The sequence below is a fragment of the Priestia taiwanensis genome (genome assembly GCF_014638355.1).
In the GTDB taxonomy this organism is placed as follows: domain Bacteria; phylum Bacillota; class Bacilli; order Bacillales; family Bacillaceae_G; genus Priestia_D; species Priestia_D taiwanensis.
This window is the reverse complement of sequence record NZ_BMFK01000001.1, coordinates 1,127,430-1,139,673: the sequence shown is the minus strand read 5'-3', so window position 1 is coordinate 1,139,673 and position 12,244 is coordinate 1,127,430. Positions and strand designations below refer to the sequence as shown.

Genomic DNA, 12,244 nt, shown 5'->3' with positions numbered 1-12,244 from the left:
TATTAGTTTTTGATTAGGAGTGTTAGTATGCCAATATATCAATATCGTGTATCAAATGAGATTCGTTTCTCAGAAGTAGTAGGAGCGTTAGTAGAGGAGTTCTTCTTCACATCGGAAGATTCCATTACATTCCATAGTGAACAAAGTACAATCGTAGGTACATATAACTTGAACTGCCAATGTGATGAAATGACAATTTGTGTGTGTAAAGAAACATTTGCTTCGTTATTACAACGTGTAAATGAAGAAGTAGTAGGAGAACTTGCACAGTATGATGTGAAACTTTCATACAAACTGTTTTTAGCAACAGATGAACAGCACATGTATTTATTGCTAGAAACTGAACAATATAGTGTGAATACGCCTTCTGGAAGCTACATGATTGAATCGACGAAAGAAGACATTATTGTTCAAGATATGAAAGCATCTCTAGATGAAGTTGCAAAGCACTTTAAGTGGGAGATTTTAGAATAGTTTAGAGAATCCGTTATTCTTTTTATAAAAGATAGCGGATTTTTTTATGATTCATTTTCATTGACAATGAGAATCTTTATCAATAAAATGAGAGAAAAGGCTAAATTTTTAGTATATAGGGGGACGCACTAGTGTTTATTGAAACGAAAACAATTGTTGTGACAGAAGGTCATTCGGATATTATTGTAAAGCACTTTACTGGAGAGGGTCATATTGAGAAATTTGAAGGATTTATCGACTTAAGTGTGTTAGTGAAGCGCGTACGAAGAGGAGACGAAGAAATTATCATTATGATTCGCTGGGAATCAGAAGAAGCATGGAAAGGTTGGGAGACGAGCGAAATCCACCTAGAAGGTCATAGACAAAGCCGTGGTAAACCGAAGGAAGATTATGTTGTTAGCTCAAGCCATGCAGTATACGATGTGAAGTCATCTAAAGGTGCATATAAGCCTGTATTATAATAGAAAAGAGAGAAGAAGCCATGTCGATGTGGCTTCTTCTTTGCATTTAGAAGAATCATGCTTCTAGTGATATCTTCTTTATTTGATACATCTTATCTTTAAATAAATATGTAATAGTTACAGAGCCAATTGAAGAACTTGAAGAAGCTTGCAATCCTAGTGTGGCAACTAATTCATGATGTACAACATCAAATTTGACAATGCTACCTATACCGATATCTGAGAATAATTGTTCAGACGGGATACCAAATTTCATAAGATGAATAATTTTCGTCTTATTGCCAACCGTAATGGTAGCTTTGGTAGGTGTTAGTGATGTTTTCGCATGTTTTAAGAAGATAGCAAGTGGATCATCTATAAGTATTTCTTGAAACGTGTCTACGAAGTTGACTCTTACTTTATGAAAGACGTGAGCATCTTGAATGATGCGGTTTGTTCCATTGGCGATTGTTAAGATAATTATTAATTCTTTCTGTCCATCTTTATTGATGTCGTTATATAGCATACGTGGCTTATGTGCTTCGCTATCAACATTTCGCCATAAGGGGAAATGTTGTATGTGTCCGTTTATATTTAATGTGAAGTTCTCTAAATTGCCGTTCTTCTTTGTTACGTATAATGTAGCTAGCGCTTCTGGAACGAATGCAATTGGCGTTTCCGCTTCGTTGTTAGTGGCACTTGCTTGGGATGGAATAATAACTGTTAAAATGATAACAAAAGTGATAATTTTTGTTAAGATAACCTTCATGCCATACACCTTCTCAACCTTTTCTACTAGTATAAGCAACCTGTTTTTCTTCTATTCTTCAGAGAGGATTGTTGTTTTGTTTCTGAATATTTAGATATAATGAAAAGGATGATAGGGAGGAAATGAATATGTCTACTGAATGGAAAGAAATCGAACATAGAATATATACGATGTGTATGATACAGGACGGAGATAAAGTACTACTAATGAAAAGACCAAATCATCTTGGATTCCCAGGATATTTGGCTCCAGGTGGAAAAGTAGAGTTTCCGGAAAGTATTGTTCACGGTACGGCACGTGAGGTGAAAGAAGAAACAGGATTAACTGTTTCAAATTTGATATTCAAAGGCTTGGATGAATATGTAAATCCAAAAGAAAGAGTGCGATACATGGTCTTTAATTATTGGACGGACACGTTTGAAGGAGAGTTATTAGAAAATCCTCCAGAAGGGGCATTGATGTGGGTGCCAATTGATGAATCAGAGAATCTACCAATGCAAGACTGGTTTAGAGAAAGATTTCAATTATTGTTAGAGCCAGGTACATTTGAAATCCAGCGTGTGTGGGATGCAGATTTGGATAAGCAAGTAGCGATGACGGTGACGAGGACGAGGACGTAGTGGGGAGATGAGGGAATGTATGTAACAATTCAACCAACAAATGACCAATTGGAGAAATGGGTTAAGGAGTAGGTACCTAATAAAGATTTGTTTTTTATTCGGGAAGAAGATTTAGTTAAGTTTGAAGAGTATTTAGAGGATGTCTTAATTATGCCTAGGAAAGAGTTTGTTGAACATTCATCGTATACGACAATTGAACTTGTAAATCGATATGTGTACTGGAATATTGCGAAAGATACGCATTACACGATTGTAGCTCAACCTGATTGGATAATAAAACTACCTATAAATAAGAAGAAGGATCTTTTTAACATTCAATTGGAAGTAGGAAGAGGTTTAGTATTTCCTTTAGCGATATTGGATAATCCAACTGTTATTCCAAAGGAGTATATAATAGAAAGTAAAGAAGGTGTTTTTTTCGTTGTTCAATATATGATGTGGAAGGAGCTTCCGTATAGAGTGAAGGAACAATTGATTACAGAGTATCCACAACAATGGGAAAATTGGACAAGTCGTGCTGTTCCAACAAATATTCCTCTTCATCTACATAAATATGCGAATACATTTTCATCAGAAGAAGGAAGTAACTGCTTAGCTGCAACTCTATTTGCAGTGACAGGACAGGAATGGATTATCTACGAATGGTTACATCCACAAGCATTTATGAATGGATTGAAACACGCCGGTTATTCTGTTGTAAAGGATGAACCTAGTGAAGATGATGTTATTGTGTGGCAAGATGAGGATGGCAATATTCAACATGCTTCTTATTGTGTTGGAAACAATTTATTCTTCAATAAAAACGGTCAAATGATCTTTAACCCATGGAAAATTGTTCATTGGGAAGAAGTTAGCGAAGCGTGGAAGCGATATAGTATGAGTATATACCGTAGAGAACTTGCTAGGAAATTACATAGAGAATAAAAAGGGGAATTATCATGAATTTCGCAAAGTTTTTCAACGAATTTCCGGTAATAGAGACGAAAAGTGTTCGATTAAGAAAATTAAGACTAGAAGATGCACAGCAGTTAGTAGATTACTACTCAAATGAAAATGTCTATCGCTACCTTGATTGGTACGGTCCAGAAACATTAGAGCGAAGTTATGAAGTAATAAACATGTGGAATGAAGGTTATGATGAAGGATGGATCATCCGTTTTGCAGTTGCAGATAAAGAGACAGATACAATTATAGGAACTATCTTTTTAAGTGAATTTGAAGGAAAGCGAGCTGACATTGGCTATGAGTTGTCGGAAAATTATTGGCGTCGTGGCATTATGTCAGAAGCAGTTCAAGAAGTATTATCACTAGGTTTCAACCAATTAGGTTTAACAAGAATTCAAGCGTTTGTGACGGGGGAAAACATTGCTTCAAAAGAAATGTTGGAAAAATTCAACTTTAAAGAAGAAGGTTTCTTAAGGAAGTTTGAAACTCATAATGTTACAGATGAAATTCGAGATATGTTTATTTATGGGTTGTTGAATATTGAATTTAAATAAAAAGACGAGAAACCATTGATATATCAAGGGTTTTTTATCTTTTTTCTTTCAAATGACCACATTTTGACCACGTAGATTTAATTTGTCTTTTTAAGCGCTTCTTCAAAACGATTGGAAGATTCCTTTTGCATATAGAATGTAACATGAGAGTAGGTATTCATTGTCATTTCAATTGAAGAATGCCCTAAACGTTCTGAAACAATTTTAGGGTGTTCTCCTAATAACAACATAAGTGATGCGTGGGTATGACGTAAATCATGGAAACGTATTTTTTTGATACCCGCATTTTTAACAGCTTTGGAGAAGTGGCCATATACATGGCTAGGAGAAAGAGGATCACCTGTCTCATTAGCAGTAATATAGCTTTCTTCATAATAAGGTATATTGAATTGTAATTTTCTTTCTAGTTGCCATACTTTATGTTGTTTTAGTTCATCTAGTACAAAATCAGAAATAGATATGGATCGCATAGACTGACTGTTTTTAGTAGATTGAACAATGATACCTTGCTCACTTGTATAATATAGTGTTCTTTTAACCCCAATCTTTCCTGTTTCAAAATTAACATCGGACCAACGAATCCCTAATATTTTGCTACGTCGCATTCCTGTGTAAATAGCTAAGAGATACAGCATGTAATAATGTCTTTTGCCCTTTTTGGCATATTCCAAGAAGTTACGTGCTTCTTCAAAACTCCATGTTTGCATCTCTTTCTTCTTTTTACGTGGCTTACTTACCTTTTTAAATACATTAGACTTTATATACTCCCATTTTACAGCAGTATTAAAAGCAGTGCCTAATACGGCATGGACAGTTCCTACATATTCTTCAGATAAATTTTCATCTTTTAATAGGTACGTATAAAAATTATTAACAATTGCCGGTTTCAAGCCTGTAAGGTGGTATTTCCCGAGTACGGGAATAATTCTTGTTTGTACGATAGATTTGTAACTAACAAAACTAGAAGGTTTAACATTATGCCTAGCTACGTTTTCTAACCAATCTAACATAAAATCTTTTACGGTGATTTTCTTTTCTTCAACATAAATACCTTGCTCAAGTTCTGTAATGAGCAAAGCTGCAGCTTTTTGTGCTTCTTTCTTCGTCTTAAATCCAGTCTTTGTTTTCTGTTTGCGTTTCCCTGTTAGATCGTCCATACCAATATCAATCGTGAATGACCACGTGTCACCATGTTTTCTAAAATAGCCTTTCATTTGTCTTATACCCCCTTAGCATATTTAAACGACATATTCAGCACGTACAATGTCATGAAAGTGACTGGTGAGTATTCGTTGCTCATAATGTTCCAAACGCTTCTCAGCAAGCTCTGGTGTGACATTGAACGTAGTAAAGATAAGATAAATCGCTTCCAATCTTGAAATGTTTCGGATATGAAATCGTTGATGGCGAATCTACAGTCGGTAGCAGACGCAATAGTCGAAGCGGTGACGGGTAAAAAGGTAACACATGCGCCGAAAGTGGAGACTAAAGCCGTATACATCCGTACGTATGGCGTAGATGCTGACGGTGTTAAGGCGTTCATTGAGTTTATATATAGTAAAAAATGGGCGGGGAAAGTTGATATCACGGGCGGTGATATGTGGGTGAAGTGCGAGACAGCAGAATTAGTTGGTAGCATGGTCGACGAGGCGAAGGCTTTCGTAGAAGGAAAAGGATGGTGGTATAACGTGTATGACGTAAAGTGAACAAAAAGCGACGTATTCTATTAAAAGATTACGTCGCTTTTTTATACAAATATTAGTTTAAAAGGTTACAAATGGTTACAATTAAATCTTCACTATTCTATTAATTTGATTTCCATGTTAACATTCTATAGTTAACTAAATTATTCTAAAGGAGGAAATATTTATGAAAAAATTTGCGGCGTTATTTTTTGTATTTGTATTATCATTAACAGCTATTTATGCACCGTCAGCTTCAGCGGTAGGTGATTCTAGAGCAGATGTTTTTGCAAAAGGAGATTCTTTGTATAACACAATTAAGGTAACAAAAGCTTTACATAATAGTCCTGCTGATCCGACTATAGTAAACTATGTTAGTCCTGTCCAAGATGTAAAGGTACTACGAGCGTATTTTTTAGTTAATACATGGAAAGGGCATAAATGGATAAGGGTTATTGGTGAAAAAGATCCATTTCTCTCATTCGGAAAAGATGGGAATTGGAACACATTGAAAGATTTTAATGCATCAAATGCAACTTTAAAATTACATATGCCATTCAGCATCACTGATGGTTATAACGATTCTGTAAGAGTAGGAAGTCTCCAACCTCAAACAGTAGATGTAAGACAAGCATGGTATGTTATTGAAACATGGTTAGGAAATAAGTTTATTGGTTATCAATTAAGATAAGGAAAAACGCTCATTTGAGTACATCTTAGGTATCCTATTTATTCGCTTTTTTTGTTCTAAGCTCATATCAATTCTAAAGGTACCTTGTGTTAAATGGTTGTAAAACTAGTTTTATGTTTGATAAATTAATATATTCGGAGAGAAGAGATGAAAAAATTAATTACTGCGACACTTGTGCTGATGTTAGCATCAATATCTTTTGGTACATCATCTGTCAAGGCAGCAGGAGATTCTCGAGCAGATGTTTTTTATAAGGGAAATGATTTATATAATACCATTAAAGTAACTAAAGCTTTACATAATAGCCCATCAGATCCATCTGTAGTAAATTATGTTAGTCCCATTCAAGATGTAAAGATAATAAGATCAGCTTTTCTAATTAATTCGTATAATGGTCATACATGGATTCGGTACAATTCATATAGGCTCGCAGGACCAAGTACTATGAGAATGAAGGACAGATATTTAATACCTATGGATTTAGATAAAGATTTTAATGCATCAAATGCAACTTTAAAAGTAAACTCACATTTACCAGCGAGAACCTCAATATATGATTCATCAATAGGTGGAAATGAAGTAGGCTCTCTTACGCCTCAAACTGTGGACGTACGCCAAGCATGGTATGAAATTGAAACATGGTTAGGACCTAAATGGATTGGTTATCAGTTAAGGTAAGGCACTCTCTTGAGTGCTTTTTTATTTACCGTGCAAAACTATAATACAAAAAAAGGCACATTAACTCATTACGAGTTGTGCGCCTTTTTATCTGAAATTTTTACGTATAACATCTTTTTTTATTTATCAGTATTTTCACTGTATGCATTACACTCCTCTTTTAATTTATTAATTTATTCTTTTAATTTAAGTGTTCGATTTAACTGTTCTTGAGGTACGATTTCATCATTCATACTAATTGTTTGGATGTCCTTACTAAGTAGGAGGAATGCTGTTCCTAGTACAAGATATTCAGCTTTAAACCCAATAACTTTATCATCATTATTTTCAAATAAATCCAGTAACCACTTAGTTTCATCTAATTCATTTTTTACTTCTGTAAGTCTACTATCCACTTTTTGATTGAAATCTAGGCGGATGGTAAATATCTCCATATCTGTGTGTGATCTCGCTAATTCAGCGATTCTATCTTGAGATAAACTAACAATATTTTGGCCCTCAATTAAAATTTTATCAGCTTTACTTATCTTGTCTTCTAAATCCATAATCTTTTTATCAGTTCTTTCTAGTATTTCTTCAGCTTGTTTTATTTTTTTATCAGCTTTTTGATTTAAGTACGTAACATAACCAAAAATAACTGCTATAAAACCAGCAACTATCGTAATTGGAATCCACATATGAGAGATGGATTCATTTAAAAATGTTATTTGATGGTCTTGTATATTGATAAATTCATCTTGTAAATCTTTCATTTTTTTTTACCGATTCAACTTCTTCTTGTAATTTTTTTATAGATTCATTTAATTGTTCAGTTGTTATAGTCAATCATATTCGTTCCCTTCACGTAGGTTCATGTAAATAGAGCGTGGTTAGTGAACACAATATAAAATCAGACTACATATAAACATGCTGTTTCTCCTTTTTAACATGTAAAGCCCAATCACTGTGGACGGGCTTTTGATATTATTTTAAATCAGATATTTTTCGAACATCTTTTTCTTTCATTTTGAATTCTCTTTTATATTGCTTGAACTCGTGTTTATCGACTTTGGATTTTTATCCAGTAGTAACATTCTTTACTAATTGTGTTTTAGTGAAAATTGCCTTTGTATAATAGTAAGCCAAAAACGCTACTAAAGAAAAAGTAAGAGTTGGAATGAATAGAATAACTGCAACAACCATTTATTATATTGTTAGTTTACTTGATTAATATTCTTTGTCCACTTTTTGAAACTCTAACTGTGTAAGTCCATATGCGGTTGCTGTACAACCTGCTAAGAAAATAATAGGTAAAGCGAATGTTACAATTTTCTTTGCTTTCATTTTTCTATTACTCCTTATTGAGTTGTATAATTACAAGTTACTCTATTACTTTGTATGTTCTTCCATTTTTTTATCAAGTGCTTTGGAGTAGGCATCTTTGGTTTCTTGATTTAACCTATAAATTGCTTCTCTCCACTGTTCTCCATCTACACCTGACATGTGTGGAGCGCTTTCTAATACAGCTACTTGAATCTTCTGTCCATCTTCTTTACCAGCGTCTTTTATCATCTTTGTTCCTTTTCTTGCATCCGTTACTCCTTCTTGTACGAGTTTATGAATGTCTTTATATTTATCAGGTACTTCTATGTTCTCTATACGGTCTAAGGCTTCATCCATATCTTCTGCTGTTTTAAATACATCTTTATATTTCTTATTATCCTTTGGAGCTTCTGCTAGTTTTAACATTATTTCATCCGATTTGAATTGAAACTCTACCAGTTGCTCACAAATATAATATGGATATTGCTTTTCTGATACTACTGTTTTTAACATTGCTTTACTTGTTTCTTCCGTCTTAAGGCTAGAATCTTTATCTCCTATCTCACAACCTACTAATAATAAAATAGGTATTGCTAATGATACGAGTTTCGTTGCTTTCATTATGTATTCTCCTTTTAGAAAGTATTGTGATTAATTAACATATTGTACCATAACATAAAGCGAAGAAAAAATATGAATTTCCCCCTTACTTTTAGAATTCCAAATGTTTAGCAGTTTGTTTTTTATGCTCCCATAAATTCTTTATCAAAATAGAACTTGTCCATCAACTTATTTACAATGCTGTTAAAGTAAGCGAACTGGCCTTTCTTCATTATTATCCATAAAAAATAGACGCTGTTAAGCGTCCGTAGGTTCTTCACCATATAAATCTTCCATCACCGTTAACAGTATCCGCTTTTTATGAAATCTACCAGATTTTTTTAAAAAAATGACCACATTTTGAATAAAAAATAACGGAAAAATATAAAACTAATGACTTTTTTATCATGGAGAATATAGAGATACAGGTATATTTGAACGACTATGAGTGTATATGAATCCCATTAATTAAAATACTGAATTTAAATGAATATAGAGAAAAGCCTTGATATATCAAAACTTTTCTCTATATTTTCTTTAGGATGCTCCTATGAGAAGCTTTGTATTATCTTTGAATCCAAAGCTTTCGTCTGGAGTAGGTAGTGGAGTACTCAGCGGTTTCCGTCGATTAGTATCTATCAAATATCTTCTAGTAACAGATTCTGTTCATGCATGTCTAAGGTTTTGAGTCTCTCGTCATCCATGACTAACAGCTGGGTCTTTAGTTCTAAAGGTAATATAGCTTTCTAAATCGAATTGAGAGAATCTTCCTGTTTATAAAATAAAGCGTTTACACTCGGTTTTACGTTTGTTAGAATAAAATCATTCTGATAATTTGTTGTAATATTCAATTTATTGTTTGTTTATGGCGTTTTTCACTTTTTTATTAACCTAGCTAGAATTCTATCAACCATTGCATTGCTTTTAATAATAGTTGTTTACAGAATATAGATAATTCATCAGAAGAATGAGTGCATGGACTTATTTCTAAAAGTACTTTTTACTTTTTATTTAAAAAATCTATCTGTTTTATTAAATGGTCAAAATAAAAGAATTATCGTTAATCTTGTATAGACTTCGTGACATCTGTTCATTTTTTAGACGTTTTCGTGTTTTGATTTAATGGCAAGTGCCTTTAAATACATTATATTTTGAAAGGGGAAATGACTATGAAGTCAAAAAAAATTATGCTTTTATTCTTATCTCTACTACTTTTCCTACCTCTTATTCTTACAAACCTTCTTACTCCTAATCTCGCATCAGCTAATTCACCAAACCAGAATCAAAAAATTATTGGGTACGTCCCTTCATGGGGGATTTACGGTCGTAATTACCAAGTCGCTGATATCGATGGATCAAAACTTACTCACGTAAACTATGCTTTTGCTGATGTTTGTTGGAATGGAAGACATGGAAATCCTTCTACACATCCCGATAATCCTAATAAGCAAACATGGGCATGTAAAGAACCTAGTGTACCGTTGCAAAATAAAGAGGTTCCTAATGGTACCCTCGTATTAGGTGAGCCATGGGCTGATGTCAACAAATCTTTTCCTGGTTCAGGAACAACTTGGGAGGATTGTGATAAATATGCTCGTTGCGGAAACTTCGGTGAGTTAAAACGATTAAAAGCTAAATACCCGCACTTAAAAACACTTATTTCAGTTGGGGGTTGGACTTGGTCTAATCGCTTTTCAGATGTAGCAGCTGATCCAGCAACTAGGAAAGTATTCGCAGAATCTACAGTAGCTTTCCTTCGTGAATATGGGTTTGACGGTGTCGATTTAGACTGGGAATATCCAGGTGTTCAAACGATTCCAGGAGGTAGTTATCGACCTGAGGATAAACAAAATTTCACCCTTCTGCTTCAAGATGTAAGAAATGCTTTAAATAAGGCGGGAACAGAAGATGGAAAGCAATACTTATTAACAATTGCGACAGGCGCAAGTCAAAGCTATGCAGATAATACGGAACTAAGTAAAGTCTCTCAAATCGTCGACTGGATTAACATTATGACATATGATTTTCACGGTGGATGGGAAGACACTTCTAATCATAACGCAGCGTTATACAAAGATCCTAATAACCCAGCAATTGCTAAGAAATTTTACGTAGATGGAGCTATAGAAATTTATAAAGCGGCAGGTGTTCCTGCAGATAAGCTTGTATTAGGTGTACCATTTTATGGTCGTGGCTGGAAAAGTTGCGGAAAAGATAATAATGGACAATACCAACCTTGTAAGCCAGGGAGTGATGGAAAGCTAGCTTCTAAAGGTACGTGGGATGATTATTCTACAGGTGACACAGGTATATATGATTACGGCGATTTAGTGGCCAATTATGTAAATAAAAATGGCTTTGTACGCTACTGGAATGATGCAGCTAAAGTTCCTTATTTGTATAATCAAACGACAGGAGCATTTATTAGCTATGATGATACTGAATCGATGAAACATAAAACAGACTTTATAAAAGCAAAGGGACTAAGTGGTGCAATGTTTTGGGAACTGAGTGGTGACTGTCGCACTAGTCCTAAGTATAGCTGTAGTGGTCCAAAGTTATTAGATACGTTGGTAACAGAATTACTTGGTGGGCCGATTAATCAAAAAGATATCGTAGCGCCAACAAATGTTAAAAACGTTACTGTTACAAGTAAAAATTCAAATTCCGTTCAACTCAGCTGGACTGCATCCGCTGATAATGTAGGCGTTACTGAATATGAAATTGCTTCTGGAGTGGAAAAATGGATTGCAAAGACAAATAGTATGACAATCAAAGACTTAAAACCTAATACTGAATATACGTTTTCTATCGTAGCAAAAGATGCTGCTGGAAATAAGTCACAGCCTGCATCTGTTACTGTCAAAACAGATGATGGTAGTACAACATCTCCTGGTGGAAATGGTAATGTGACATTTTCGGTCTCTTCAAATTGGGGAAGTGGCTATAATTTCTCTATTATCCTGAAAAATACCGGAACAACACCTATTAAAAACTGGAAATTAGAATTTGATTATAGCGGTAATTTAACACAAGTTTGGGATTCTCAAATTGTGAGTAAAACAAACAATCATTATGTTATTACTAATGTGGGATGGAATGGCGAAATTCCTCCTGGCGGAACCATTACAATTGGTGGCGCTGGAACAGGAGCACCCGCAGAACTCTTGAATGCTACTATAGGTAGTAACTAACAAATACGCTCCTTGGATTATATTGCTAGGTCAGGCGTTAATTTTACATTAATGAAATTAGAATGGCATTAATTCATAAGGAAGTCCTCTTTTATAGAATTTATTTTATAAAAGAGGACTTTTTTTCTATGAAGATTACTTTGTTGTTGGGAACTTTTTCATTTCCTTTACTACTTTTTCATTAGAAAGTCTCCTTAAAATACATATAACAGTTTCTAATCCGGCGCAATGAGTAAGTATTGTCCCCATGAAAAAATCCCTCCCAAAAAGAAGTGTAGGAATTCATAAGTGAGGA

At 34.2% G+C, this 12,244-nt stretch carries 13 protein-coding genes and 1 pseudogene; 9 read left to right on the top strand and 5 right to left on the bottom strand.

What is annotated here, in order from left to right; genetic code table 11:
• Nucleotides 1–27: 27 nt before the first annotated feature.
• Nucleotides 28–474, top strand: a complete 447-nt coding sequence (locus tag IEV41_RS06025) for a hypothetical protein (RefSeq protein WP_188387510.1) — start codon at nucleotides 28–30, stop codon at nucleotides 472–474.
• A 131-nt stretch (nucleotides 475–605) separates the two neighbouring features.
• Complete coding sequence (locus tag IEV41_RS06020) at nucleotides 606–935, top strand: antibiotic biosynthesis monooxygenase family protein (RefSeq protein ID WP_188387509.1); 330 nt, start codon at nucleotides 606–608, stop codon at nucleotides 933–935.
• Between the two features lie 55 nt (nucleotides 936–990).
• On the opposite strand, the gene IEV41_RS06015 is transcribed toward IEV41_RS06020, so the two are convergent.
• Nucleotides 991–1,683: a hypothetical protein gene (locus IEV41_RS06015; protein ID WP_188387508.1), complete on the bottom strand. Its 693-nt coding sequence runs from the start codon at nucleotides 1,681–1,683 to the stop codon at nucleotides 991–993.
• Between the two features lie 128 nt (nucleotides 1,684–1,811).
• Between IEV41_RS06015 and IEV41_RS06010 the strand changes: the two genes are divergently transcribed.
• The 3 genes from IEV41_RS06010 (at nucleotide 1,812) to IEV41_RS06000 (ending at nucleotide 3,802) form a co-directional block, all read left to right on the top strand.
• Nucleotides 1,812–2,303: an 8-oxo-dGTP diphosphatase gene (locus IEV41_RS06010; RefSeq protein WP_188387507.1), complete on the top strand. Its 492-nt coding sequence runs from the start codon at nucleotides 1,812–1,814 to the stop codon at nucleotides 2,301–2,303.
• A 150-nt stretch (nucleotides 2,304–2,453) separates the two neighbouring features.
• Nucleotides 2,454–3,227 (top strand): hypothetical protein, encoded by a 774-nt coding sequence (locus tag IEV41_RS06005; protein WP_188387506.1) that lies wholly within the window; start codon nucleotides 2,454–2,456, stop codon nucleotides 3,225–3,227.
• A gap of 14 nt (nucleotides 3,228–3,241) precedes the next feature.
• Nucleotides 3,242–3,802, top strand: a complete 561-nt coding sequence (locus IEV41_RS06000) for a GNAT family N-acetyltransferase (RefSeq protein ID WP_188387505.1) — start codon at nucleotides 3,242–3,244, stop codon at nucleotides 3,800–3,802.
• 77 nt (nucleotides 3,803–3,879) lie between these two features.
• Here the strand turns inward: IEV41_RS06000 and IEV41_RS05995 are convergent, their stop codons facing one another.
• The gene (locus IEV41_RS05995; RefSeq protein WP_188387504.1) at nucleotides 3,880–5,016 is read right to left on the bottom strand and encodes a site-specific integrase; all 1,137 of its coding nucleotides are present in this window, start codon (nucleotides 5,014–5,016) and stop codon (nucleotides 3,880–3,882) included.
• A 186-nt stretch (nucleotides 5,017–5,202) separates the two neighbouring features.
• Here IEV41_RS05995 and IEV41_RS05990 point away from each other — a divergent pair, with 186 nt between their 5' ends.
• The 3 genes from IEV41_RS05990 (at nucleotide 5,203) to IEV41_RS05980 (ending at nucleotide 6,853) form a co-directional block, all read left to right on the top strand.
• Complete coding sequence (locus IEV41_RS05990) at nucleotides 5,203–5,508, top strand: hypothetical protein (RefSeq protein ID WP_188387503.1); 306 nt, start codon at nucleotides 5,203–5,205, stop codon at nucleotides 5,506–5,508.
• A 163-nt stretch (nucleotides 5,509–5,671) separates the two neighbouring features.
• A complete protein-coding gene (locus tag IEV41_RS05985) occupies nucleotides 5,672–6,175 on the top strand; it encodes a hypothetical protein (protein ID WP_188387502.1) in 504 nt (167 codons plus the stop codon).
• 147 nt (nucleotides 6,176–6,322) lie between these two features.
• Nucleotides 6,323–6,853 carry a hypothetical protein gene (locus IEV41_RS05980; RefSeq protein WP_188387501.1) on the top strand — a complete coding sequence of 177 codons (531 nt, stop codon included), beginning with the start codon at nucleotides 6,323–6,325 and terminating at the stop codon, nucleotides 6,851–6,853.
• A 173-nt stretch (nucleotides 6,854–7,026) separates the two neighbouring features.
• On the opposite strand, the gene IEV41_RS05975 is transcribed toward IEV41_RS05980, so the two are convergent.
• The 3 genes and pseudogenes from IEV41_RS05975 to IEV41_RS19975 all read right to left on the bottom strand — a co-directional run.
• Entirely contained in the window at nucleotides 7,027–7,605 is a 579-nt protein-coding gene (locus IEV41_RS05975) for a hypothetical protein (protein ID WP_188387500.1), read from the bottom strand.
• Between the two features lie 616 nt (nucleotides 7,606–8,221).
• Nucleotides 8,222–8,776: a hypothetical protein gene (locus IEV41_RS05970; RefSeq protein ID WP_188387499.1), complete on the bottom strand. Its 555-nt coding sequence runs from the start codon at nucleotides 8,774–8,776 to the stop codon at nucleotides 8,222–8,224.
• A 122-nt stretch (nucleotides 8,777–8,898) separates the two neighbouring features.
• Nucleotides 8,899–8,988: pseudogene (locus tag IEV41_RS19975) on the bottom strand (helix-turn-helix domain-containing protein); the annotation flags it as partial.
• A gap of 936 nt (nucleotides 8,989–9,924) precedes the next feature.
• Here IEV41_RS19975 and IEV41_RS05965 point away from each other — a divergent pair.
• Nucleotides 9,925–11,949, top strand: a complete 2,025-nt coding sequence (locus tag IEV41_RS05965) for a glycosyl hydrolase family 18 protein (RefSeq protein ID WP_188387498.1) — start codon at nucleotides 9,925–9,927, stop codon at nucleotides 11,947–11,949.
• The last annotated feature ends 295 nt before the right edge of the window (nucleotides 11,950–12,244 follow it).